The organism is Paraburkholderia sp. BL27I4N3, from assembly GCF_003386115.1.
GTDB lineage: Bacteria > Pseudomonadota > Gammaproteobacteria > Burkholderiales > Burkholderiaceae > Paraburkholderia.
In genome coordinates this window covers 6,477,745-6,502,130 of record NZ_QREJ01000001.1, presented here as the reverse complement: position 1 = coordinate 6,502,130, position 24,386 = coordinate 6,477,745, and the positions used below count along the sequence as shown (strand labels likewise).

The following is a 24,386-nucleotide window of genomic DNA, read 5'->3' as shown; positions in this document are numbered from 1 at the left end:
GCGCGAGCGAATTCGATTAAATAAGACGATTAATGGCGATAATCGGGCTCTGTTTAAAAATGAAAGGTAACGGACGTCCGTTATTCAATCCGCGCCGAGCTTCTCGATCAGCATCGCCACGAAGGTTTCCGTAACCGGCGGCAGCGTCCTGCCGCGCTTTTTGATGAGCGCGATAGGGCGAGTGAATGCGGGGTCGTCGACCGCGCGCACGATCAACTCGGGCTCCGCCCTGACTTCGCGTGCCGACTCCGGCAAGATCGTTACGCCGAGGCCGGCGCGCACCATCGCCACCGCGCTCATCATGTAGGTCGGCTCGCACGCGATCTCCGGCGTGCAGCGGGCGTTCGCGAAAGCGCTATCGACCACCGCCCGCACACTCGTGCCTTGCGCGGTCAACACGAGCGGCGCGGCGGCGAGATCGGCCAACGTGATGCGCCGCCGCCGGGCAAGCGCATGCCGTTTCGGGAACACCGCAACCAGCCGGTCGATGCCCGCATGCAGCACCTCGAAAGCGGCATCGTCGAGCTGGCCGCCGGTCAGCCCGATGTCGACCTCTTCATTGCGCACCAACGTGTTGACCATGCTGGCGACCACGTCGCGCACATGAAAGCTCACGCGCGGCACGGCCTTCTTGATGTCCTGCACGAGTTCGGGCAGGACGCTGGCCGCGAACGTCGGCAAACAGGCGATCCGTACCGTGCCGCTTGCGCCAACGCCCAGCGCGCGCGCGTCGATCAACACATGCTCCATGTCATGCAGCGACTTCTGTAGCAGCGGCAGCAGTTCACGGCCGGTCGGTGTGAGCGCGACATTGCGGCTGTTGCGGTCGAACAGGCGCATGCCGACCGTTTCTTCGAGCCGGCGAATCTGCACCGTCAGCGCCGGTTGCGACAGATGCAGCCGCGTCGCCGCGCGCGTGAAGCTGCCCGTTTGCGCGACGGCGATAAACGCGCGGATGTCCCGAAGATTCAGATCCATGATGGTTTGTAATTGCTGCGATCAAATCATTTCAATTGATTTATAGCCGCTTTGAACTTACGCTGGATCGCAGTAAAAAACAATCTTTGGAGACAAGCACATGCTGCCATTACTGGGGCTCGCAACCATCGTCGTGCTGCTCGGCGCGATTCTGTCGAAACGCATGTCGCCGCTGGTGGCGCTCATCATCGTGCCGATTGCGGCGTCGCTTATCGGCGGCTTCGGGTTTCAGACCAGCAAGTTCGTGATCGACGGACTCAAGAATCTCGCGCCGGTCGTCGGCATGTTCGTGTTCGCGATTCTTTACTTCGGCACCATCACCGACGCGGGCACACTCGATCCGATCATCGACCGCATTCTGCGCGCGGTCGGCACGCGGCCCACGCGCATCGTAATGGGCACCACGCTGCTCGCGCTGCTGATCCATCTGGACGGCTCCGGCGCCGTGTGTTTTCTGGTCACGATTCCCGCCATGCTGCCGCTCTACGATCGCCTGAAGATGGACCGGCGCGTGCTGGCCGCAGCGGTTTCGATGGCGGCCGGCATCAACTTTCTGCCGTGGACGGGGCCGATGATTCGCGCCTCCGCGTCGCTGCATCTGCCGATCTCGGCGCTGTTCAATCCGCTGATTCCAGTGCAGGCGATCGGCCTCGCATTCGTGTTCGGTATGGCGTTCTGGCTCGGCCGGCGCGAGGAAAAGCGGCTCGGTCTCACGGCCGCGAGCGGGTCGGTGCCCATGCCCAAACGCGAACTGACGTCCGAAGAACAGGCGCTGCGCCGGCCGAAAAACTTCTGGTTCAACATCGTGCTGACGCTGGTCGTGCTCGGCACGATGGTCGTGATGGGCGAGAAGATTCCGCCGGCGATCATGTTCATGGTCGGCCTGTGCATCGCACTAATGGTCAACTATCCGAACGTGGACATGCAGCGCAAACGGATCGACGCGCATGCCCGCGCGGCCTTGATGATGGCGGGCATTCTGCTGGCGGCCGGCGTGTTCACCGGCGTGATGCAAGGCAGCGGCATGCTGAAGGCGATGGCGCAAGCGGCGGTCGGTTTCGTGCCGCCCGCGATGGCCGGCCATATTCCCGTCGCGCTTGGCTTGCTGTCGATGCCGCTCAGCATGTTGTTCGATCCTGATTCGTTCTACTTCGGCGTGCTGCCTGTAATCGCGGAAGTGGCCGGCCAACTCGGCGTGCCCGCGGTGCACGTCGGCCAGGCCGCCTTGCTCGGCCAGATGACCACCGGCTTTCCGGTTAGCCCGCTGACACCGGCCACGTTTCTCGTGGTCGGCCTGTGCGGCATCGATCTCGCCGACCATCAGAAATTCACGTTCCCCTTGCTGTTCGGCGCGTCGATCGTCATGACGATTGCCTGCGTCGTGCTGGGGATATTCCCACTGTGAGCATCACTGAACGAACGGATGTGACCAGCATGACAGCCACTCAATTTCAACGGACCGTACGCATCGGCGCGGGCGCGGGTTATTCCGGCGATCGTATCGAACCGGCGGTCGAACTGGCGGAACACGGCGCGCTCGATTACCTCGTCTTCGAGTGCCTCGCGGAGCGGACGATTGCGATCGCGCAGCAGGCGCGCAGCAAGGACCCCGAGCTCGGCTACGACCCGTTGCTCGAAACGCGCATGAAGGCGGTGTTGCCGGCCGCGTTGCGCAACGGCGTGCGGATCATTTCGAACATGGGTGCCGCGAATCCGCTCGCGGCGGCGCGCAAGACCGCGGAAATCGCGCGCTCGCTCGGTCTCGGCGACGTGAAGATTGCCGCCGTCACCGGTGACGACGTGCTCGACGTGGTGAGTCAGGGCGATTTCAGTTTCGTGGAATCCGGAGAACGTGTCGCGGACTACAAGGAGCGGCTCGTGTCCGCGAACGCGTATCTCGGCGCGAGCGCGATCGTCGATGCGCTCGCGGCCGGTGCGCAGATCGTGTTGACCGGACGCGTGGCCGATCCTTCGCTGTTCGTCGCGCCGCTGATTCACGAATTCGGCTGGCGCATGGACGACTGGCAGACGCTCGGCCAAGCGACCGTGATCGGCCATCTGCTCGAATGCGCGGGGCAAATCACCGGCGGCTATTTCGCGGACCCGGGCTTCAAGGACGTTCCTGACCTCGCGAGACTCGGCTTTCCGATTGCCGAAGTCGGGCAGGACGGCGCCGTAGTCATCACCAAGCTCGCGCAAGCCGGCGGACGCGTCACTGAAGCGACGTGCAAGGAACAACTGCTGTACGAGATTCACGATCCGCAGCGCTATCTGCAACCGGACGTGGTCGCGGATTTCTCCCAGGTTCGCGTCGCGCAGGAAGCGCCGGATCGCGTTCGCGTGAGCGGCGGGCGAGGCACGCCGCGCACGGATACGTTGAAGGTGTCGGTTGCTTATTTCGATGGCTATATCGGCGAAGGGCAAATTTCCTATGGCGGTCCGGGCGCGTTGGCGCGTGCGCGGCTCGCACTCGATATCGTGCGGGAACGGCTCGTGTTGACCGGCGTAGAGACGCGTGAGTTGCGCTTCGATCTGATCGGCGTGAACGCATTGCATGGCGAAACCGCAGCAGTTGGTTACGCCGAGCTGTACGAGGTACGAGCGCGAGTGGCGGGGCGCACGGCCTCGCTCGCGCAGGCCGTGCAACTCGGTAACGAGGTGGAGACGCTATACACCAACGGTCCGGCAGGCGGAGGCGGCGTCACGAAGTCGGCGCGCGAAGTCGTCGCGGTGCAATCGGTTTTGCTGTCGCGCGAGCATGTGACACCGGCGTTCTCGATGGTGGAGGCGTGAGATGAAATTACGTCAACTGGCTCATTCGCGCACCGGCGACAAAGGCAATACGCTAAACATCTCGGTGATCTGTTACGACGCGAAGCATTACGAACATCTACGCGCGGTACTGACGCCGGAACGCGTGAAGGCGCACCTGCGCGATGTCGTGCAGGGCGACGTGGTGCGCCATGAACTGCCCACGATTGCAGCGTTTAACTTCGTGCTCGGCAATGCGCTCGGCGGCGGTGTAACGCGTTCGCTCGCGCTCGATGCGCACGGCAAGTCGCTGAGTTCGGCGTTGATGGATCTTGATGTCGAGGCGCCCGCCTCGTAGTGCGCTGATACGTTCGCGGCTGCCCTCAGGCGTCCGCTTCTTCCCAGGGCGGCACCGCCTCGATCGCGCCCGGCTCGCTGGCGGGCGGCGCGGTGGTCGATCACCTCAGCATCGCCTCGATGACGCACTTCGGCGGCTTGCTCGCGATGCTCAGCCTGCTCGTGATCATGACGTTCAGCACACGTCACGCGAGCCTCAAGCACGTGCTCGACAAGTAACCGGCGCGCTGTTGGAACACAGTTGCCACGCCATTGAAACAATCGGTGACGGCTGTGCAGTCCAGCAGGCGCAAGGGTTTCAGCGCATTGCGGACTGCAGGCTCCCAAGTCTTCGGAGCCGCGGCCCGTTTTTCTCGATGATCCGTGCCTATAGATTGTCAATCAACGCCAGACAGCGTTCGCAACGCTCGGCGGCAATCATTCCCCGGATCACATCGAGAGAGAAAACATCATGAGCAAGCTCTTTACGTCGGTCAAAGTAGGACCCTATGAATTCGCGCACCGCGTGGTGCTCGCACCGCTGACCCGCATGCGCGCCGAAGACGGCGCGCGCCCCGGCCGCCTGATGGCCGAGTATTACGCGCAGCGCACGACAGCCGGCGCATTGCTGATCGGCGAAGCGACCATTGCCGCCGTTGAAGGCAACGGCTACCTCGGCGCGCCCGGCCTTTACGACGACAGCCAGATCGCCGGCTGGCGCGAAGTCACCGACGCGGTGCACGCGAAGGGCGGCAAGATCTTCCTGCAGCTCTATCACGCGGGACGTCAGTCGAACGCTGAGTTGCAGCCGCAAGGACGGCGTCCGGTGGGGCCGTCGGAAGTGCTGCATGGCGGCGTCGCTTACACCACGGCCGGCTGGATTCCCAACACGCCGAACCGCGCACTGGAGATTGACGAGATCGCCGGCATTGTGGAGAGTTTCCGCACCGCGGCTGAACGTGGCGTGAAGGCCGGCTTCGACGGCGTCGAATTGCACGCGGCGAACGGCTATCTGTTCGACCAGTTCCTGCAGGACGGCAGCAACAAGCGCACGGATATCTACGGCGGTTCGTTCGAAAATCGCGCGCGCCTTTTGATGGAAGCGACCCGCGCCGTGATTTCCGTGTGGGGCAGCAACAAGGTTGCCGTGCGTCTCGGGCCGAGCGGTTCGTGGGGCGATATGTCGGACAGCAATCCGGTCGGCCTTTTCAGCTATGTCGCCGCTGAACTGGCCAAGCTCGATCTCGCTTATCTGCATCTGATCGAGCCGCGCATCGCCGGCAATGTCGAAGATGAGAGCCGCAATCCGGAACCGGTCGCCGCGCAGACGATCCGCAAGCACTATGCGGGGACGATCATCGCCGCGGGTGGTTTCAAGCGCGATTCGGCGGAAGCGATCCTCGTGGACGGCGACGCCGACCTCGTCGCATTCGGTCGCGACTTCATCGCCAACCCGGATCTGCCGGAACGGCTGCGCCTTAATCTGCCGCTCAATGCATATGACCGGCCGACGTTCTTCGGCGGCACGGAAGTGGGCTATACGGACTATCCGTTTTATGAGGAAGAGGCCGTGAGCGCATAAGCTCGCTGAAGGCGCGAAGCAGGATGTCTCATGGAAGCCGGTGTGCTCAGTATATTGCTGAATATGCCGGCTTTTTCGCGCGGGGCGGTACGCATTTGAAAGCGCCCGGGCGCCGACAGGCTTCATTCACATTCAAGCGTGGCCCGCGCCACGCGCCGCCGCCGCGGAAACCGGAAACAGATGCTCGCTCAGATAATCGACGAAGACTCGCGCTTTAGGCGAGATCTGACGCCCGGAAGGCCACAGCGCGCGAAACACAGTCGGCGTATCCGTGTACGTTTGCAGCACGGCAACCAGCGTGCCTCCCGCGAGCTGCGCGCGTATCGTGAAGTCCGGCACGCAGGCGAGGCCCAGGTCCTGTTCGGCGAGCATGGTCAAGGGCTCGACGGCAGTGGCGATGGCTGTGGTCGGAAGGTCGATGTTCAGCAACTCGCCGTCGCGCATCAACGGCCAGCGCCGCAGCTTGTTGGTAGTGGGGAAACGATGTTGCAGGCACGCGTGCTCGCGCAGTTGCTCGGGCTCGCTGGGTATGCCGCGCTGCGCGAAGTAGGCGGGCGATCCGACGATCACATGCCGGTACGTGCCCATCGTGCGCGTGACGAGTGTGGAGTCGATCGCGTCGCCGGTGCGGGTCACGACATCGAAACCTTCTTCGATCACATCGACCATGCGGTCCGAGAAGTCGATATCGAGCACGATGTCCGGGTACGTCTTCATGAAAGCCGCGATCACCGGCATCATCAACGTGCTCACCATCGGCATGCTGACGCGCAGCAGTCCGCGCGGCGCGGCATTGGCGAGCGCCAGTTCGTTCTCGGCCGCTTCGATTTCTCCGATGATGCGCTGACAGCGCGTCAGAAAGGTCGCGCCTTCGGGCGTCAACGCGATGCTGCGCGTGCTGCGGTGAAAGAGCCGCACGCCGAGGCGTCCTTCGAGCCGCGAGATCGCCTTACCCACCGCCGACGACGAAATGCCCAACTGGCGCCCCGCTTCAGTGAAGCTGCGGGTTTCGGCGGCGCGCACGAACACGTTGAGCGAGCCGAAGCGATCCATCGCGCCGGGCGAAGCGCCGCTCTCGCCGTTCACGGTCTGCGCGGGTACGCGCGCCGTGGCTGCGGCAGGACGATCTGGCTGATCGGGCTGCGTCATGGGAAGCTCCTTGTCAGGCCCGCTGCAAAACGCTGGAAAACAGCACTTCCTTCAGATTGACGACCGGCGCCGGATCGCGCTGCGCTTTGGCGAGCAGAAACGTGCCTTGCATCGACGACACGATGAACGTGGCGAGTTGCTCGCAATTCGTGTCGGCTCGCACCTCGCCGTCCGGTTGGTATTTAAACCAGTACGATTGTATTTTTTGTGGGATGAAAGGCGGCAGCGAGCCACCGGCTTAAAGGCGAATCAGCCGCTCGCCTGGCTCAACTCGTGCGCGCGGCGCAGCCGTTCGCGGCTATTGCTCAGGTGCATGCGCATGGCGGCGCGCGCATCGTCCGGGTCTTGCCGTTCTATCGCGCGATAGATCATCTGATGCTCGCTGAGCACGTTGCGCAAATGCTCGATATGGTCGAGTTCCGCGATTTCCGCTGAGCCCAGACGCGTGCGAGGACTCACCGCGCGGCCAAGCTGGCTGAGCACGTCGAAGAAATAGCGATTGCCGCTCGCGCGTGCGATCTGCAAATGAAACTCGATGTCGTGCGCGAGCGTATCCGTGCTGCCGCGCTCGAGTTCGGACTCGAAACGCTCCAGCGCGGCGCGCATCTGCTTGAGATTCTGATCGGTGCGGCGCGCCGCGGCGAGCGCGGCGGAGGCGGCCTCGACATCGATGCGGAATTCGATGATCGCCATCACGTCCAGCATGCTGGAGAGATCGGCGGCGGGCAACTGCATGGTTTTTTCCGTGGCCGGCTCCAGCACGAAGGTGCCGATGCCGTGACGCGTCTCGACCACCTTGGCCGCCTGCAGGCGCGAAATCGCCTCACGCACCACGGAACGGCTCACCGAGAGCTGCTTCATCATCGCGACTTCGGTGGGAATGCGGTCGCCCGGCCTCAGGGCGCCGCGGCGGATTTCATCGGAAAGGGTGGCCACCACCTTCTCAGTTAGGCTGCTCATTTCTGTGGCTGGTTGATTGTTCTGCTGGAAATGCGCACGTTGCGCGTGCGAGTCGCGACGTGTGACGCTCGGTATAGCCATCATAGCGTTTGTCCGGACGAGAACGATTTGATTCTCGCGTTGACGATGGTTTGCGGGGACGAGTTTCAGCTCCGGCGTGTGCACCAGACAGCACGCTAATCTCCAATGAAGTCGGACGTCCTATTTATTGTCATCACTCTTTCTATTCGACACCAGGCTCCGCTTGGGAACGGCTGAAGCGGCGCGATTGCAGGGTAAACACTGCATTGGAAGGCAGCGTGCAATCACGGTAGACTGTCGTCAGACAACGTATCACGAGTTTGGCGCGCGAGTCAGCGATCCTGAACGCGCCGTGTTGCGCTCGATCAGGCCGCCGGAGCGGCCGAAACTGGAGACAATCTTGACGTCTGCTCTCACCACCGCCGCCGATCCGCTCGAATCAGCGGTCTCCAAGGTCAAGCGGCACGTGCTGCCGCTGTTTCTGATCATGTTCATCGCGAACTACATCGACCGCGTGAACATCGGCTTCGTCAATTCGCACATGCAGACCGATCTCGGTATCGGCGCCGCGGCTTACGGCCTCGGCAGCGGCCTGTTTTTTATCGGCTATGCGCTGTTCGAGGTGCCGTCGAACGTGTTGATGCAGAAGTACGGCGCGCGCGCGTGGCTCACCCGCATCATGGGCACATGGGGACTGGTCGCGGCGGCGATGGCGTTCGTCTGGAACGACACCTCGTTCTATGTGTTGCGCTTTCTGCTCGGCGTCGCCGAAGCCGGCTTCTTTCCCGGCGTGGTCTTTTACTTCACGCAATGGCTGCCGCAGAAGGAACGCGGCAAGGCGGTGGCGGTTTTTCTCGGCGGCTCCGCGCTTGCGTCGGTGTTGTCCGGTCCGATCACCGGCAGTCTGCTGTCCATTCGCGGCTTCGGTTTGCACGGCTGGCAATGGATGTTTCTCGTCGAAGGCGGTTTTTCGATCGTATTGTGCGCGGTGAGCTGGACGCTGCTGAAGTCGCGTATTCGCGATGCCTCATGGCTCACGGCCGAAGAGCAGCATGTGTTGCAAACGTCGATCGCGGCGGAGCAGGCGGAACGCGAGGCGCATGGCGGCGCGCATCTGCCGGCCTTGAAACTGCTCAAGGATCCGCAGATTCTGCTGTTCTGCTTCCTGTATTTCGCGATTCAACTGACCATCTACGCGGCCACCTTCTGGCTGCCCACGATCATCCGCAAAATAGGCGGCCTGTCCGACTTCGAAGTCGGCATGCTCAACGCGATTCCGTGGCTTATCGCCATGTTCGCGATGTACTGTTTCGCGTTGTTGTCGGCGAAATGGCGCTTCCAGCAAGCGTGGCTCGCCGTGGCGCTCGTCATCGCAGCGTGTGGGCTGTTCGCTTCGACTTCCGGTGATCCGGTGCTGTCCTTTGTGGCGATCTGTTTCTCGGCGATCGGCTTCAAGGCGGCGGCTTCGCTGTTCTGGCCGATCCCGCAGGGTTATCTGGACGCCCGCGTGGCCGCGGCGGTGATCGCGCTGATCAACTCGGTGGGCAATCTCGGCGGGTTCTTCGCTCCGGCGGCGTTCGGTTATCTGCAGCAGCACACTGGTTCGATTACCGGCGGCCTGTACGGCCTCGCGGTGGCTTCGTTGATCGCGGCGGCGGCCGGTTTCCTCGCGCGCAACCGGCGCGTGAATCACGCCGCGCTGCCGGAATCGCTCCAGCATAAAACTCACTGACTACACTGATTGACAGAGCCGCCCAGTATGCGTCACGTCATTGCCAGTTTCCGTCCGGTGCCGCTATCGAGCGCGCTCGCAAAGCGCCTCGATTTCCGCCGCCCGGCTCACTAATTCATCGGGTCCAACCTCATGTCCACGAAACCTTCCGAATCGAACGCTACGCCGGTCGTCACTGAACTGCGTGTCGTGCCCGTTGCCGGGCGCGACAGCATGTTGCTCAATCTGAGCGGCGCGCACGGCCCGTTCTTCACGCGCAATATCGTCATTCTGCGCGACAGCGCGGGACACACCGGCGTCGGTGAAGTGCCGGGCGGCGAGAGTATCCGCAAGACTATCGACGACGCGCGTCCGCTCGTCGTCGGTCAGTCGATCGGCAATCTGCAAGCGGTCCTGAACAAGGCGCGCACGCAATTCGCCGACCGCGACGCCGGCGGCCGCGGTTTGCAGACCTTCGATCTGCGCACCACCATTCACGCGGTGACCGCGCTCGAAGCCGCGCTGCTCGATCTGCTCGGTCAGCATCTCGGCGTGCCCGTCGCCGCATTGCTCGGCGAAGGCCAGCAACGCGACGAAGTGGAAATGCTCGGCTATCTGTTCTATATCGGCGACCGCAAGAAAACCGATCTGGAATATGCGAGCGGCGCCGAAGGCCGCGACGACTGGGAGCGCGTGCGTACCGAAGAAGCCATGACGCCCGAGGCGGTGGTGCGTCTGGCCGAAGCTGCGCAAGCGCGCTATGGCTTCAACGACTTCAAGCTCAAAGGCGGCGTGCTGTCGGGCGACGCCGAGATCGAAGCCGTCACCGCGCTCGCCGAACGTTTCCCGAAAGCCCGCGTCACGCTGGACCCGAACGGCGCCTGGTCGCTCGCCGAAGCGGTGCGCCTGTGCCGCGATCAGCACGACGTGCTCGCCTACGCGGAAGATCCGTGCGGCGCGGAAAACGGTTATTCAGGCCGCGAAGTGATGGCCGAATTCCGCCGCGCGACCGGCTTGCCGACGGCGACCAACATGATCGCGACCGACTGGCGCCAGATGGGTCACGCGATCCAGTTGCACTCCGTGGATATTCCGCTGGCCGATCCGCATTTCTGGACCATGCAGGGCTCGGTGCGCGTCGCGCAGATGTGCAACGACTGGGGCCTCACGTGGGGTTCGCACTCGAATAATCACTTCGACATTTCGCTCGCGATGTTCACGCACGTGGCGGCCGCCGCGCCCGGCAAGATCACCGCGATCGACACGCACTGGATCTGGCAGGACGGCCAGCGTCTGACGCGAGAGCCGCTGCGGATTGTCGGCGGCAAGGTCAAGGTGCCGCAGGCCGCGGGGCTCGGTATCGAACTCGACATGGACGAGATCGAGAAGGCGCACGCGCTTTATCAGCAGCACGGCCTGGGCGCGCGCGACGACGGCGTGGCCATGCAATACCTGATTCCGAACTGGAAGTTCGATAACAAGCGTCCGTGCCTGGTGCGCTAATCCAATCGATGATCCGTGTGGTGGCGCGAATCACCTCGCGCGTCCACCACGCCTGACGTCTTGAACGCCATACACGCCATGACTTCACCTCAAGAACTCAAAACCATCGTTTCCGAAGGGCTGCTGTCCTTTCCCGTGACCGACTTCGACGCACACGGCGAGTTTCGCGCCGACACCTATGCTGCGCGCCTTGAATGGCTCGCGCCCTACGGTGCGACTGCGTTGTTCGCCGCGGGCGGCACGGGCGAATTCTTTTCGCTGACGAAAGCCGACTACACGAACGTGATCCGCACGGCGACCGACACCTGCCGGGGCAAGGTGCCGATTCTCGCGGGCGCGGGCGGGCCGACGCGCGTCGCGATCGACTACGCTCAGGAAGCCGAACGTCTTGGCGCAAGCGGCGTGCTGCTGATGCCGCATTATCTGACCGAGGCCTCACAGGAAGGCATCGCGGCGCACGTCGAGCAGGTGTGCAAGGCCGTGCCGAATATCGGCGTGATCGTCTACAACCGGGCGAATTCGAAGCTGAACGCGGACATGCTCGAACGTCTCGCGGACCGCTGTCCGAACCTGATCGGCTTCAAGGATGGCGTAGGTGAAATCGAAGCGATGGTGACGATTCGCCGGCGCCTGGGCGACCGTTTCTCGTATCTCGGCGGCCTGCCGACCGCGGAAGTTTATGCGGCGGCGTATAAGGCGCTGGGTGTGCCGGTGTATTCATCGGCGGTATTCAACTTCATTCCGAAGACGGCGATGGAGTTTTACCGCGCGGTCGCTGCCAACGATCATGCAACGCAAGGCAAGCTGCTCGACGAGTTCTTCTTGCCGTATCTGGCAATCCGGAATCGTCGCGCGGGTTACGCGGTGAGCATTGTGAAGGCGGGCGCGAAACTGGTAGGCCACGACGCCGGCCCGGTACGCGCACCGCTGACCGATTTGACAGAAGAAGAAATCGCGCAACTCGATGCGCTGATCAAAAAGCTCGGCGCGCAGTAAACGGACGCTGGATCTGCGCCAATACAACGCCGCGATGTTCGCGCGGCGTTTGTCTCAACGGTTCGACCGACCGCTGGGATTCCCACGCAACGACGGCGACCGATAGGGTCTCTACGCGGCCTGCGCCGAGACCCGTCGCCGCCTTCAACTCTTGCGAAACACCACGTGAGAGATCCGCTGCACCAGCAACGCGGCCGCCAGCGCAGCGACCGCCGTCAGCCACACGCCGATGTGAATCGACTGCACCAGCGCATCGCGCGCCGTGTCGATCAACGCGAGCGTATTGAGCCCTGATGGCTTCATATCCGCGATCAGCTTCAGACGCGACGCTTCGTCGATGAGAATGCGCAGATCGACAAAGCGAGGCCGCCATTGCGACGCGGCCGGTTCGCCGATCACGCTCATCGTGCGCGTGACCACGTCGCGGTAATGGTGCTGCACCACCGTCGCGACAATGCTCGTGCCGAGCATCCCGCCCACCATGCGCGTGGATTGCAGCAGCGCGGTCGTGATGCCGAAGCGCTCGCGTCCGGCAATTTCCTGGCCGAACACATTCAGATTGTTGAGGATGAAGCCGAGGCCGATGCCGACAGCGGCCATCGGCAATTCGATCCAGACGTGCGGTGTGTCCGGATTCGCAAACGCCAGCGCGATGGCGGCGAACAGCAGCAGCGCGAAACCGATCGACAAAATTTGCGTGGGCTTCTTCATGTGAATCACGATGCGCGTATTCAGCAGACTGCCGAGCGCGATACAGGCGGCGATGGGCGTCGCCAGCAGGCCGGCCTGTTGCGGCGACAATCCGAAACCGCCTTGCAGCAGCAGCGGCGCGAAGAAAATCAGCGAGAACATCACGAAGCCGGACAGCATGCCGAGCGTAAAGAGCGTGACGAGTTGCGGGTCGTTGAACAGGTCGAGCGGAATGATCGGGTGAGTGGCGCGCTTTTCGCAGATCAGTAGCGCGATTGCGCCCGCGATCACGCAAGCGGCCAGCGTGAGATTGCCGGCGGTCAGGCCGTTCTTCGGCACGGATTCGATAAAAGCCTGCAGGCCGCCGAGCACCGCCGCGACCAGCGCCGCACCGAGCCAGTCGATTTTGACTTCGCCTTCATGCGGACGCCTGAAGGCCGGCAGATGCGCCCAGATGAAATACAGCGCCGCCGCGCCCACCGGCAGATTGATCAGAAAGGTCGAGCGCCAGCCCCAGTGTTCGCTCATCCAGCCGCCGAGCGACGGTCCCGCCGCCGTGCCGATGCCGTACGCGGCGGCCATCACCACTTGCCAGCGCACTCGTGCGCGCGGATCGGGAAACAGATCGGGAATCGAGGCGAACGCGGTGCCCACCATCATCCCGCCACCGACGCCCTGCAAGCCGCGCGCGATCACGAGAAACAGCATGTCGTTCGCGACACCGCAGAGCACCGACGCCACCGTGAACGTGATCACCGCGGCGATCACGAAACGCTTGCGGCCGAAGTAGTCGCCGAGTCGCCCGAACACCGGCACGGTGACCACCGAAGCCAGCAGATACGCACTGGCGATCCACGCGTAGTACTCGAAGCCATGCAGCTCGGCGACGATTGAAGGCAGCGCGGTGCTGACGACCGTCTGATCGAGTGCGACCAGCATGTTGACGAGGCCGATGCCGAGCATGGCGAACAGGGCGTTGCGGAACGGCAGGGCAGTGGCAGTCGGATTCACGGATCTGAGGGCAAGGCGTTTCAAGGCGGACGCTGCGCGGCCGGCGCGGGTCAGGGTCTTGACGACGGTGTCCTCTAGTTGTCTGACCTCTTGCAACGGATTATACGGGTTTCCCCTTAATCAAAACTATTCGCCGGGACGTCAGGCAGAAAAATGCCGTGCGCGGGCGGCACGGCATGGCGAGTGGGTGAGGCGGCAAGCGGCACTTGAGTCGCGCGCGTGCCGGGCGGCCCCACGCATGATGCAGTCTCAGCGTCAGGCGAAGCTCGGACTTTTGCCGAGCGCCATCGCCATCGCTTGCAGCGCGACGAGATAGCCGTTCGCGCCGAGTCCGCAAATCACGCCGGTGGCCGCGCGCGAAATCAGCGAATGGCGATAGGTTTCGTCGCGCTTGTGGATGTTGGTGATGTGCAGTTCGATCACCGGTCGCTCGATCAGCTTGACCGCGTCGAACACCGGCACCGACGCGAACGAAAAGCCCGCGGGGTTGATGATCACCGCGGCATCGCGCTCGAACGCTTCCTGTAGCCAGTCGACCATGGTGGCCTCGCTGTTGGTCTGGCGGAACTCGCATTGAAGCTCCAGCCGGACCGCGAGCGCCTCGACCTGCTGCTGGATTTGCGCCAGAGTAGTCGTCCCATACAGATGCGGCTCACGCTTGCCGAGCATGTTGAGGTTCGAGCCATTCAGTACATATACGAGTTCAGTCATTGTTCGATCGCCTGTTTGCAAAATTTCCGTGATTCAGCGCGACGCCGCAGCGCCGCGCGTTTTACGTGCGGTGGCTGTTGCTCACACTCGCCGTCGCGAAGTCCGCTTCGCCCGTGACGGCCGCCGTCGAGTCGGTGCGGTTCATGTCGATGCCGAGGGTTTCGCGCGCCGTCAGGATCATCACGAGCGAAATCACGTTGAAGACCACGCACACGGCGACGACGCCCCACGGCGAGCCGTTGCACACGGAGAAGAGCCACACGGCCAGCACCGGCATCGGACCGCCCGCCACCAGATTCGCGCCGGTATAAGCGAGCGCCGAGCCGGAGTAGCGCACATTGGTCGGAAACGCTTCGGCGAACGCGACCGGCTGAATGCCGCTTTGAAACTGCGTGAAGCCGAGGAAGAAGCCCATCGCCGCGAGCATCGGCACAAAGCTTTTGGTGTCGAGAATCTGGAAGTACACGAAGAGCATCAGCAAGGTTGCGATTGAACCGATCGCAAGCGCCTTCTTGCGGCCGATCTTGTCGCTCAGCATGCCGCCGGCAAGCGCGCCGACGATCGCGCAGACATTCGCGCCCATCAGCAGCAGAAAGCCGGTTTGTTTGGGGATGGCGAGCGTCTTCGTGATGTAGCTGAGCGAGAACACCACGATCAGGTAGAAGATCGCCGCGGGTCCGCAGAAGAACAGCATCCAGCGCAGCACGGTTCTCCAGTGCAGGCGCAATGCGTCGCGCAGCGGGCTGCCCACGTGTGCGACCTCCGTTTTACGCAGCGCGACGAAGGCGGGCGTCTCGCTGACTCGCAAGCGGATATACACGCCGACCACCACCAGGATGAAGCTCAGTATGAAGGGAATGCGCCAGCCGTACGAGTCGAATGCCTGCGCCGACATCGTCGATGACAGCAAAAGCAGCACGCCGTTGGCCATGATCTGACTGAGCGGCGAGCACAGACCTAGCAGCCCGGAGTACTTGCCGCGCCGGTCGGCGCTGGCGTGTTCGATCGCCATCAATTGCGCGCCGGTCGACTCGCCGCCCAGCGCGAAGCCTTGCAGAATGCGCAACAGCACCAGCAGGACCGGCGCCCAGACGCCGATGCTCGCGTAGGTCGGCAGCAGGCCCATCAGCATCGAGGCGAGGCCCATCACCGTGACGGTGCCGAGCATGAGGTTGCGTCGCCCGAGCTTGTCGCCCAGATGGCCGCAGATGATCGCGCCGAGCGGCCGCGCCGCCAGTCCCACGCCGAAGGTCGCGAGCGAGGCGAGCAGGGCGGAGGTCGAATCCATCGACGGGAAAAACAGCTTGGGTAAAACCGTGGCGGCCAATGCGCCGTAAAGCGTGAAGTCGAACCACTCGAGCGCGGTGCCGACGGCCGCCGCCGTCACCGCTCGCGTGCGCATCGCAGCATGTGTGCCTTGTTGTGCGTCCTGAATCATGTTGTCTCCTTAACCGTCGCCGCACGGGGTGCAGGTCGCTAGCGATGAGCGCTGCTGACCGTTTCCCGCTCTCTTGTCTGATCGATGAACTCGGGGCGCTCACTCGCTGTGTGCTTCGCGCCGCCTTGAAACCAAGGTTAGCACCCCTAGGTGGGATACCGTTCCAGGGTGGAATCTCATCTCATAATGTGCAAAACTGGCGGCGCGAAAACCTCGGAAAAGATGGAGACCGGCATGCCAGGCGTTACGGAACGCACTCTCGCGGTACTCGAATTTCTCGCCGCGCAAATGGAGGGCACGCCGCTCGCCATGATCGCGGACGAGCTCGATATTCCGCGCAGCGCATGCCATCGGCTGCTCGTCGATCTGAAGCAATGCGGTTATGTGCGGCAGTTGCGGGAGCATGGCGATTACGTGCTCACTACCAAGCTCGTCGGTTTGGGGCTCGGGTTTCTCGCGACGTCCGGCATCGTCGACATCGCGCAGACGATGCTCGACCGGCTCGCCGAGACATCCGGCGAGCTGGTGCGGCTGGCAATCGTGGACGGCGACCGGTTGACGTGGGTCGCGAAGGCGCAAGGCGCATTAAAGGGCTTGCGCTACGACCCGGACATGGGCATGGACACGATCCTTTCGTGCAGCGCCACGGGCCATGCATGGATGATGACCATGACCGACGAACGCGCGCTCGAACTCGTTTCGCGGCAAGGTTTCGGACAACCGAAGCAATACGGTCCCAACGCGCCGACCACGATCAGCGGCCTGCTGAAGTTCGTGCACGCCGCGCGTGAAAAAGGTTATGCGACGATCAACGAGGTGTTCGCCCCCGGCATGACGGCAATGGCCGCCCCCGTGCAGCGGCGCGGCTATCCCGCGATGGGCGTGATCAGTATTGCCGGGCCGCTCGTGCGGCTCGACGAAAAACGCATGGCCAGCCTCGGCTCGACACTGCTTGCGGCGGCCTCGGAACTCGCCGCAGCGAGCCATGCGTCACCTCTGTTCAATCGAGGCCGCTAGCCGCGTGCGCGTATCGCTGGGAATGATGCGCTCCGCCTTCAAGCGCTCGAACAGCGCGAAGAACGAGTCGGGCGTGCTCTGGTAATCGAGGAAGCCTGCCTGCCGGCTCTTTGTCATATCCGTGAGCACTTCCATCGGCCGGCCGAGGTCAGCGTCGGTGTGCCACCACGAGGCGAGCTTGCCGATATCGGCCTCCTTCAGATCGAAGCGCGCGGCGATATCGGCCCATGCCTTGCCGGCGTCCTGCATGCGGCCTTCGAGCGGACGTGTTTCGCCATCGAACGGTACGGCTTCGATCCCAAAGTAGCCGGCGATTTGCGACCACATCCATTTCCAGCGGAACACGTCGCCGTTGACCACGTTGAAGTCTTCATTGCGCGCATTCGCGGACGTGGCGGCCCACTCCAGGTGACGGGCGAGCAGGCGCGCGTCGATCATGTCGGTGAGGCTGTTCCATTGCGCTTCAGAGCCGGGGAAGATGAACGGCTGGCCGGTCTGCTTGCACAAGGTTGCGTAGACGGCGAGCGTCACGCCCATGTTCATTGCGTTGCCGAGCGCGAAGCCGATGATCGTGTGCGGACGATGCACGCTCCAACTGAAATCGTAGCGCTGCGCGGCGTCGAATAGACGGTCTTCCTGCTCGTAGTAGAAGTTGTCGACCGGCTGGCGCCCCTGTTCCTCGCGAAACGGCGTGATGGGCACGGCGCCGGTCGCATACGCTTCGAACGGGCCGAGGTAATGCTTCAGTCCTGTCACGAGCGCGGCATGTTCGAGCGTGCCCGATGGACCCACGACGTCCATGACGTGACGCACCATCGCGCCGTTCACGCGAATGTTGTCTTTCTCAGTTGCCTGCCGCGACCACGCGGTCAGGAACACATGACTGAATGCTTTGCCCGCGAGTGCTGCGCTGACAGACTCGGCCGATTGCAGATCCGCCGTGATCGATTCGATCGCCGGCGACACCGGCGTGCGCCCGCGCGAAAGTCCGGCGACGTGCCAGCCGCTCGAAAGCAGCTGGTCCGCAAGATTGCCGCCGACAATGCCGCTTGCGCCGATGATGAGTGCTCGTTTTTGCATAGGAGTAAAGCTCGGTAAGGGATGGCTGCTGCGATAAGAGAGTGACCCGCCTCACGCGGATGGGTTCAGCACAAAATCGAATTCGAGCGTGCTGAACGGCGTAGTCACGGACATACCGTCCGGCGCCGTGCCTGCCTCATGGTGCTTCCACTGTGCAACGAGCGACGAGCGAACGCCGAATACCGCGTCCGAATCGAGGTACTGATCGCCTTCGCGGAACACGTGGGTCACGAGGCGCTCATAGCCTGGCGCCGTGATCATGAAATGCAGATGCGCTGGACGCCACGGATGCCGGCCGAGCGCCGCGAGCATACGCCCGACTGGTCCGTCGTGTGGAATCGGATAAGGCTCGGCGACGATCGAACGGAAGTGATAGCGCCCGTCGGCAAGACTATGGAGCACGCCTCTGGCGCGATGCGTGTCGTCGCCGGCGTGTTGCACGTCATAGAAACCGTCCGCGTCGGCTTGCCAGACTTCGATGCGTGCATTGGCCACCGCTTCGCCGCCCGCGCCCTTGACGGTTCCCGACACGAAGCACGGTTCGCCGCGCGCGCCGTTGGACACGTCGTCGCCGTTTTGATAGGCGGGCGCGCCTTCGACGAAAAACGGCCCGAATACCGTCGCTTCCGTGCAGCCCGGCGGCTTGCGGTTCGCCATTGCCGTGACGAGCATCGACAAGCCGAGCGTGTCCGAGAGCAGGATGAATTCCTGGCGTTTGTCGTCGGTGATATGGCCGACGTCGGTGAGGAAACGAATGCCTTGTTCCCATTCGCTCTCGGTAAGATTCACCTCGCGTGCGAACGCATGCAGATGCTGTACGAGGCTCGTGACGATGGTTTTCAGCCGCTCGTCGCCAGCGTGCGCGTGACGCGCCAGAACGGCTTCGGTGATCGTGTTTTCGTCGAGATTGCGCATGACCGTGGCGTCTCCATCCTGTCGGTCATGCGATTATCGGCTTGTTTGGAAGTGGGCGCAGGCAAGCGGGTTGTGCTGCGCGCGCCGTGCGGATCGACAGCTTGAAATCAGTGCTTATTCCACCAGTCGGTGGCTTTCTGTTTATCCCAGGCTGGCAGCACTTCACGATCGATCGACGCATTGGTCAATGCCGGGAAGTCTTTTTTGAACGCCGTCACGTCGTTGTCGAACTGATCGCTCACGCTGATATCCCACGTCCCGCCGCTGAAACCAGCAACTGCCTGATCGACCAGCGGAATAACCGGTCCCGCGCGCAATTCACCCTCTTTACGTTCGACGATCGTGGCGTCGATATGGCCGAGATACACGATCGAATTCGGTTTGATGTCGACCACTTCGTGAAGCGGCGTAAAGAACATGCCGTGGAACGGGAATATGCCGCTTTGACCGGTAATGCCGCGCATCACATATTTGCCCGGCGCCAGCGGAAGACGAATGAAATAGTGATTACCGGTGTCGCTCGTCGTGGTGGCCTGGTCGTCGAACTTGAAATTCAAACGGTCTTCGCGCGAGTCGGCCGCGCCGCGCTCCATATTCACGACGATAGGACTCGGCTGATAACTTGTGTGATAGGCGTTCTTGAGCGTCACCGTCATTAACGCGTACGAGTTTTTCGTGGTGTCGACCGAACTCGTCGATGTGGTCGGCGACATGGGGGAAACTGTCGCGCAGCCTGACGTTAATAGCGTGCCGGCAATGGCAAAGAGTGCGATGAACTTTTTCATTACGGATTGAAGGGAGTGTGGTTTGTACTGGCTCAAAATTAGAGTTGTTTATGCAGCGTGAATGATGTGGCACACGGCGCATGCCGTGTAAACGGCAGAGGAATCCAGAACTTGAGGGATGTTTTTTATTCGTGGACTTAAGAAATTTCGCAATCGATCTAATTGCTGGTCCCGAGGGCCGCGCTCGACCGCGTTAACTTTGTCTCGCTGACATGCCGTCCGCGTTCGGTCTCAGGGCATGAAGTATGTCGCACATCATCTACGTTCGACCCACTGGCGCACGCTCAATTAGCCTCGATTTTTCGGACACGTCCGATAGCGACGTTTTCCTGGCCTCACTGATGATGACGCGGCGTTAAGCGAAATTCCGACCCGCTTGGGTTTCTGGCCGCGATGCAGTTCGGTATGTTCGGGCATCGCTAATAATAAAAGGACTTTACGTGGCGGATATTTTCATCAAGATGAACGGCATTGCCGGCGAGTCACAAGACGCAGTGTATGCCGGGCAAATCGAAGTAAGCAGTTGGCGCTGGAAAATGGCGCAACAGTCTTCAATGATGTCTGGCTCGGGCGGAGGCGCCGGCAACGCAACTATTAACGATCTCCAGTTTGTCCACCAGATCGACCGGGCAAGTCCCAATCTCATGCGCTATTGCTTGACAGGCAGACACATTCCAGAGGTCGTCCTTACGGTACGAAAGTCTGGAGGCGTGCCGCTTGATTTCCTTGTAATCAAGATGGGCGACGTTGTTATTACGTCTGTCGAGCCGATCGTATTCGATAACAACTATCACGAACACGTGAGCCTGTCTTTCTCGCGAGTGAAGCAGGAGTACAAGCTGCAAAGCAGTCTTGGTGTAAGCGCTGGCACCGTGACCGCGAGTTTCGATATTAAGGAAAACCTGGAAAGATGAAACGTTCGCGTAACTATGTCGCACTCGCGATAGGGCTTTGCCTGGCAACCGGCGCTGCCGTATACGTGTACTCAACCATTGAGTTTCGTCTTTCGTCCGTCGTGACAACCGGCGAGGTAATTCGCCTGAATGCTGGTGGGCACCATCCGCAAATAGCATTCATTGCAAAGGATGGGCGGCGTTACGAGCGGCCAACTGGTACAACGCAGTCCTTCGAGGTTGGGGAGGGTGTCCTTGTCCGATATAGCGCCGATGATCCGGACGGGTCGGCCATGATTGACAGTATTGTCGATCTGTGGCGATGGCCGCTATTCGTTGTAGTGCTCTCAGCAGTTTTTGTCGTTACAGGTTTGCGCGGAGAGCCTTTCGACAATTGGAGAGCCCATTGAAGATCCTGAGAAAAAGCAAATGGAAATTCAATACAAGTGCTGGCGCGGGGGTTGGCTACGGTTCCTTTAATGCAGAAAGCGGGATGTTCGTACTTGATGACACTTCCGGCCATTCTTGCCAATATCTTTACACCGGGTTTGGGCCGACTTTCTCGCGTGAAATCACCTCGTTACTTCACCTACCGAAGCTTTCGCTCCCGAAAATTATCATCAAGAAAGATGATTTGGGCGGTTCAGGATCAACCGCCGGTTTTGATAGTGTAGGTGCGCTGTTCCTGACCGAGACATTCAAGGGAAACGACTTGGGCGACCCTAAGAGCCTTGAAGGTGGGACGGTCTATCTTGAAGGTGCAGCTGGCTATCTGTTCGGCGCCACCGGCTCACTGATGATGCTGGGCATCAATCGTGATCTTCTACTTATGGGAATCGTCAAACCGGACTTTATCGGGGTAGCGATTCGAAGCGCACCGGCGCTGCTGGTAATGGCCGGCGATAACGGAGGGCTGCAAAGCAGCGCTGGCTTCGGTTTTTTTATCGGCGGCATGAAGTTTAAAGGGCTGTACTCCAACGATGCTCCATAGGAGGATATTTTCTCGAAGTTTCACTTTGACGGGCCCTTTTCTTCCCACGAAGCGACACCCGGTTTCAGGCAGGCCACGCCCGTCGAACCTGAACCTTCATGAACAAATCGAGTACGCGGCGCGCGGCAAACGCAATAGCATGGTACGAAGAGGGAGCGTTTTGTCGGTCATGAAGCATGGCCGTTTTTTGTCCTATATCGTGTACCAGCAGTCGGCTTGCCGCGTGCATCAATCGATAGTGGATGGCCGCGCGTTGCTACGGTCAGTCGTTAGCTCTTCGCCCAGGCCGCCGCCATCTCCACCGCGAAGTCCCGATAAGACCGCGGCTGCCGTCCAAGCAGCGTCGCGAGATGATCGATTTGCGCTTGCGATGCGACCGCGCCGTCCTGCTGATAGCGGCTCATCATCAAACGCATGTCGTACACGAGCCAGCCCGGCGCGGCGGCCTTCAGACGCTGTTCAAGCACGTCGAGATCGTCGCCGCCGTAGCGCACGGTGCGTCCCAGCGCTTCGGCCCAGATCGACGCCACGGTCTCCGACGTGATCGCATCAGGCCCGACCAGTTCATACGTCTCGCGCGGCAGACGGCTTGCGGCCAGCTCGCGGCGCAGCAACTCGCGCGCGGCGGCCTCGCCGATATCACGCACATCGACCATCGAAATACCCTTGGCGCCGATCGGCATGCCGTACACACCATGCGTCAGCAACGGCTCTTTCTGGCGCACGTCGTTCTGGATGAAATACGCGGGACGCAACACGGTGGCTGGCAGATCGCAGTGCTCGATCATGCGCTCCACCGTGTGTTTGCTGGTGAAGTGCGGCACGTCGACATACTCGGCGCCCTTGAACACCGACAGATACACCACGCCCTTCACGCCGGCTTCGCGCGCCACGCTCAGGGTCTGCAGCGCCTGTGTCAGTTCATCCGGGGCATTGGGCGCGAGCAGGAACAGCGTGCTGACGCCGTTCATCGCACGGCGCAAGCCGTCCAGGTCGGACAGGTCGCCTTGGAGCGCGGTGACGCCGTCCGGGAATTGCGCTTTTTCCGGGGTGCGAGTCAGCGCGCGAACTTGCGCGCCGCCGCCCGCCAGAAGATGTTCGAGAACCTGCTTGCCGACGACGCCTGTACTACCGGTTACGAGGATTGCCATGACTTTCTCCTTGGTTGGCTGGGCTGGAAGTCAGCCCGTAGACACACAATAGATGTTCCGTTTTCATAGCGAAAGTGCAAAAATCCAGACACCTCGTCTCATATTTGGAACGATCATGGATTTGACGTCATTGGCGGATTTCAATGCGGTTGCGCTGCACGGCGGCTTCGGCCCGGCCGGCCGGGCGCTCGACCGCCCCAAGGCCACTCTCTCGCGACGCGTGGCGGAACTGGAAGAAGCGCTTGGCGTGCGGCTGATCGAGCGGGGCTCGCGCACGTTGCGGCTGACCGAAGAAGGTCTCGTGCTGCACGAGCGCACGCGGGGTTTGATGGCGGAGATTCAGGAGGCAGGCGAGGCGGTGGCGTCGCGCGCGCCGGTGCCGCGCGGACGATTGCGGATCAGCGCGCCGGTTGTGTTCGCGCACGTGGTGCTGGTGCGGATCGCGACGCGTTTTGCGTTGGCCTATCCGCAGGTCGAACTCGAACTGGTTGCGGAAGACCGCGTTGTCGATCCGGTGGAGGACGGCTACGACATGGTCATTCGCATCAATCCCGCGCCTGACCAGCAACTCGTGGGCCGGCGCATTCTCGGCGACGAACTGCTCCTGGTTGCTGCACCCACGATGTCGATACCTCCGTGGGCCGCTGGCGAGGCTGCCGCGTTGGCGGTGCCTGCGGTCGTGCTGGCTGCGGCGTCGGCGAATGCGACGTGGAGCGTGCGCACGGAAAACGGTCTGAGATCGCTCGCGCCGACGCCGGTGCTGCGGCTCTCATCGCTGCTGATGGTGCGCGACGCGGTGCTCGATGGGGTGGGCGCAGCGATGTTGCCCAAATTGCTGGTCGAGCAGGATGTGACAGCGGGACGGCTCGTTTGTTGGGGTGTGGCGGATGGACCGGCGGTCGAGATCTGGGCGCTCTACCACTCGCGGCGCTTGCTGAGCGCGAAGGTGCGGGCGTTCATGGATCTGCTGCAGGACTTGCCGGGACGCGAGCGCAAATAGACTGATGCAAGTGCCGATTGCGGCTTGCTTTTGCAATCGGCACCACCCCACAACTTCACTTAGGTCGCCGCACCGCCCGCACCTTGCCGCTGCTCCCGCCGCCGCAAAAGAACCGATCGCCGCCGTCGGATTCGAGTCCCGACACGCTGACGCCGGACGGCATCTCCAGCCGCTCCTGAACTTCGCCGGTGCGCGGATCGATGCGCCGCAATTCGCTTTCGTCGCCCTCCCACGTGCCATGCCACAGTTCACCGTCGACCCACGTGACGCCGGTCACGAAGCGATTGGACTCGATGGTGCGCAGAATCGTCCCCGTCTGCGGATCGACTTGATGGATCTTGCGCTCCCGATACTGTCCGACCCACAGCGTGCCTTCGGCCCACGCGAGTCCCGAGTCCGTACCGCCGCCCGGCGCGGGAATCGTGGCGAGCACGCGGCCGGTCTTGGGATCGATCTTCTGGATACGGTCCTCGGCAATCTGGAACAGATGCTCGCCGTCGAACGCCGTACCCGCGTGCGCAGCGACATCGATCGAGCGGACCTGCTTGCCGCTCTCCGGATCGAGCGCGTTCAACGCGTCACCCGACGCGAACCAGACGTGCTGGCCGTCGTACGTCACGCCATGCACGCGTTCTATGCCTTCAAAAGGTCCATACTCGGTGATGATTTCGGCGGCTGATCGTTTCATGACTTGTCCCTCGTGGTTTTCGTGTTGCC

25 protein-coding genes are annotated in these 24,386 nt (G+C 62.1%); 13 read left to right on the top strand and 12 right to left on the bottom strand.

The genetic code is table 11. The features are described 5' to 3' along the window. Positions 1 to 84: 84 nt before the first annotated feature. The gene (locus B0G71_RS29605) at positions 85 to 978 is read right to left on the bottom strand and encodes a LysR family transcriptional regulator (RefSeq protein WP_116146232.1); all 894 of its coding nucleotides are present in this window, start codon (positions 976 to 978) and stop codon (positions 85 to 87) included. Between the two features lie 100 nt (positions 979 to 1,078). Between B0G71_RS29605 and B0G71_RS29600 the strand changes: the two genes are divergently transcribed. The 5 genes from B0G71_RS29600 (at position 1,079) to B0G71_RS29580 (ending at position 5,647) form a co-directional block, all read left to right on the top strand. After that, entirely contained in the window at positions 1,079 to 2,383 is a 1,305-nt protein-coding gene (locus B0G71_RS29600; RefSeq protein WP_116146231.1) for a CitMHS family transporter, read from the top strand. 29 nt (positions 2,384 to 2,412) lie between these two features. Further along, the gene (locus B0G71_RS29595) at positions 2,413 to 3,771 is read left to right on the top strand and encodes an acyclic terpene utilization AtuA family protein (RefSeq protein ID WP_116148993.1); all 1,359 of its coding nucleotides are present in this window, start codon (positions 2,413 to 2,415) and stop codon (positions 3,769 to 3,771) included. A 1-nt stretch (position 3,772) separates the two neighbouring features. Continuing rightward, a complete protein-coding gene (locus tag B0G71_RS29590) occupies positions 3,773 to 4,087 on the top strand; it encodes a hypothetical protein (protein ID WP_116146229.1) in 315 nt (104 codons plus the stop codon). Between the two features lie 92 nt (positions 4,088 to 4,179). After that, positions 4,180 to 4,305 carry a hypothetical protein gene (locus B0G71_RS42155; protein WP_258875691.1) on the top strand — a complete coding sequence of 42 codons (126 nt, stop codon included), beginning with the start codon at positions 4,180 to 4,182 and terminating at the stop codon, positions 4,303 to 4,305. Between the two features lie 232 nt (positions 4,306 to 4,537). Beyond that, positions 4,538 to 5,647, top strand: a complete 1,110-nt coding sequence (locus tag B0G71_RS29580; protein ID WP_116146227.1) for an alkene reductase — start codon at positions 4,538 to 4,540, stop codon at positions 5,645 to 5,647. Between the two features lie 132 nt (positions 5,648 to 5,779). Here the strand turns inward: B0G71_RS29580 and B0G71_RS29575 are convergent, their stop codons facing one another. The 3 genes from B0G71_RS29575 to B0G71_RS29565 all read right to left on the bottom strand — a co-directional run bounded on the left by B0G71_RS29575 (position 5,780) and on the right by B0G71_RS29565 (position 7,756). Further along, positions 5,780 to 6,796, bottom strand: coding sequence for a LysR family transcriptional regulator (locus tag B0G71_RS29575; RefSeq protein ID WP_309546274.1), 1,017 nt, complete (start codon positions 6,794 to 6,796; stop codon positions 5,780 to 5,782). Between the two features lie 13 nt (positions 6,797 to 6,809). Continuing rightward, positions 6,810 to 6,959 carry a hypothetical protein gene (locus B0G71_RS29570; RefSeq protein ID WP_181916843.1) on the bottom strand — a complete coding sequence of 50 codons (150 nt, stop codon included), beginning with the start codon at positions 6,957 to 6,959 and terminating at the stop codon, positions 6,810 to 6,812. Positions 6,960 to 7,045: 86 nt separating this feature from the next. Then, complete coding sequence (locus tag B0G71_RS29565; RefSeq protein ID WP_106279158.1) at positions 7,046 to 7,756, bottom strand: FadR/GntR family transcriptional regulator; 711 nt, start codon at positions 7,754 to 7,756, stop codon at positions 7,046 to 7,048. A 421-nt stretch (positions 7,757 to 8,177) separates the two neighbouring features. On the opposite strand from B0G71_RS29565, the gene B0G71_RS29560 reads away from it, so the two are divergent. The 3 genes from B0G71_RS29560 (at position 8,178) to kdgD (ending at position 11,987) form a co-directional block, all read left to right on the top strand. Then, positions 8,178 to 9,509: an MFS transporter gene (locus B0G71_RS29560; protein ID WP_116123014.1), complete on the top strand. Its 1,332-nt coding sequence runs from the start codon at positions 8,178 to 8,180 to the stop codon at positions 9,507 to 9,509. 132 nt (positions 9,510 to 9,641) lie between these two features. Further along, a complete protein-coding gene (gudD, locus tag B0G71_RS29555; protein WP_106278608.1) occupies positions 9,642 to 10,991 on the top strand; it encodes a glucarate dehydratase in 1,350 nt (449 codons plus the stop codon). A gap of 78 nt (positions 10,992 to 11,069) precedes the next feature. Next, on the top strand, positions 11,070 to 11,987 hold the full coding sequence (gene kdgD, locus B0G71_RS29550; RefSeq protein ID WP_116146226.1) for a 5-dehydro-4-deoxyglucarate dehydratase: 918 nt from the start codon (positions 11,070 to 11,072) through the stop codon (positions 11,985 to 11,987). 144 nt (positions 11,988 to 12,131) lie between these two features. Here the strand turns inward: kdgD and B0G71_RS29545 are convergent, their stop codons facing one another. The 3 genes from B0G71_RS29545 to B0G71_RS29535 form a co-directional block, all read right to left on the bottom strand. Further along, the gene (locus B0G71_RS29545) at positions 12,132 to 13,640 is read right to left on the bottom strand and encodes an MFS transporter (RefSeq protein WP_116148989.1); all 1,509 of its coding nucleotides are present in this window, start codon (positions 13,638 to 13,640) and stop codon (positions 12,132 to 12,134) included. Positions 13,641 to 13,943: 303 nt separating this feature from the next. Next, positions 13,944 to 14,399, bottom strand: coding sequence for a type II 3-dehydroquinate dehydratase (locus B0G71_RS29540; RefSeq protein WP_116146224.1), 456 nt, complete (start codon positions 14,397 to 14,399; stop codon positions 13,944 to 13,946). A 61-nt stretch (positions 14,400 to 14,460) separates the two neighbouring features. After that, positions 14,461 to 15,837 (bottom strand): MFS transporter, encoded by a 1,377-nt coding sequence (locus tag B0G71_RS29535; protein ID WP_116146223.1) that lies wholly within the window; start codon positions 15,835 to 15,837, stop codon positions 14,461 to 14,463. A gap of 234 nt (positions 15,838 to 16,071) precedes the next feature. Here B0G71_RS29535 and B0G71_RS29530 point away from each other — a divergent pair, with 234 nt between their 5' ends. Further along, positions 16,072 to 16,854, top strand: coding sequence for an IclR family transcriptional regulator (locus B0G71_RS29530; protein ID WP_116123017.1), 783 nt, complete (start codon positions 16,072 to 16,074; stop codon positions 16,852 to 16,854). On the opposite strand, the gene B0G71_RS29525 is transcribed toward B0G71_RS29530, so the two are convergent. The 3 genes from B0G71_RS29525 to B0G71_RS29515 form a co-directional block, all read right to left on the bottom strand. After that, a complete protein-coding gene (locus tag B0G71_RS29525; protein ID WP_116146221.1) occupies positions 16,828 to 17,934 on the bottom strand; it encodes an SDR family oxidoreductase in 1,107 nt (368 codons plus the stop codon). The two genes, B0G71_RS29530 and B0G71_RS29525, sit on opposite strands and share 27 nt — an antisense overlap. 51 nt (positions 17,935 to 17,985) lie before the next feature. Beyond that, positions 17,986 to 18,849, bottom strand: coding sequence for an intradiol ring-cleavage dioxygenase (locus tag B0G71_RS29520; protein WP_116146219.1), 864 nt, complete (start codon positions 18,847 to 18,849; stop codon positions 17,986 to 17,988). A 107-nt stretch (positions 18,850 to 18,956) separates the two neighbouring features. Next, positions 18,957 to 19,634 carry a hypothetical protein gene (locus tag B0G71_RS29515; protein ID WP_106278594.1) on the bottom strand — a complete coding sequence of 226 codons (678 nt, stop codon included), beginning with the start codon at positions 19,632 to 19,634 and terminating at the stop codon, positions 18,957 to 18,959. A gap of 461 nt (positions 19,635 to 20,095) precedes the next feature. On the opposite strand from B0G71_RS29515, the gene B0G71_RS29510 reads away from it, so the two are divergent. Genes B0G71_RS29510 through B0G71_RS29500 form a run of 3 tightly spaced genes read left to right on the top strand, consistent with a single transcriptional unit; the run spans position 20,096 to position 21,518 of the window. Continuing rightward, complete coding sequence (locus tag B0G71_RS29510; RefSeq protein WP_116148987.1) at positions 20,096 to 20,548, top strand: type VI secretion system tube protein Hcp; 453 nt, start codon at positions 20,096 to 20,098, stop codon at positions 20,546 to 20,548. Continuing rightward, positions 20,545 to 20,937, top strand: a complete 393-nt coding sequence (locus B0G71_RS42730) for a DUF3592 domain-containing protein (protein WP_116146218.1) — start codon at positions 20,545 to 20,547, stop codon at positions 20,935 to 20,937. The genes B0G71_RS29510 and B0G71_RS42730 overlap by 4 nt, the downstream gene beginning before the upstream one ends. Continuing rightward, the gene (locus B0G71_RS29500; RefSeq protein ID WP_116146216.1) at positions 20,934 to 21,518 is read left to right on the top strand and encodes a hypothetical protein; all 585 of its coding nucleotides are present in this window, start codon (positions 20,934 to 20,936) and stop codon (positions 21,516 to 21,518) included. Before B0G71_RS42730 ends, B0G71_RS29500 begins: the two co-directional genes overlap by 4 nt. A 269-nt stretch (positions 21,519 to 21,787) precedes the next feature. Here B0G71_RS29500 and B0G71_RS29495 read toward each other — a convergent pair whose 3' ends face one another. Then, positions 21,788 to 22,669 carry an NmrA/HSCARG family protein gene (locus tag B0G71_RS29495; RefSeq protein ID WP_116146214.1) on the bottom strand — a complete coding sequence of 294 codons (882 nt, stop codon included), beginning with the start codon at positions 22,667 to 22,669 and terminating at the stop codon, positions 21,788 to 21,790. A 115-nt stretch (positions 22,670 to 22,784) separates the two neighbouring features. On the opposite strand from B0G71_RS29495, the gene B0G71_RS29490 reads away from it, so the two are divergent. Continuing rightward, complete coding sequence (locus B0G71_RS29490) at positions 22,785 to 23,669, top strand: LysR family transcriptional regulator (protein WP_116146213.1); 885 nt, start codon at positions 22,785 to 22,787, stop codon at positions 23,667 to 23,669. 55 nt (positions 23,670 to 23,724) lie between these two features. Here the strand turns inward: B0G71_RS29490 and B0G71_RS29485 are convergent, their stop codons facing one another. Continuing rightward, a complete protein-coding gene (locus B0G71_RS29485; protein ID WP_116146211.1) occupies positions 23,725 to 24,357 on the bottom strand; it encodes a DUF5074 domain-containing protein in 633 nt (210 codons plus the stop codon). Between the last annotated feature and the right edge of the window lie 29 nt (positions 24,358 to 24,386).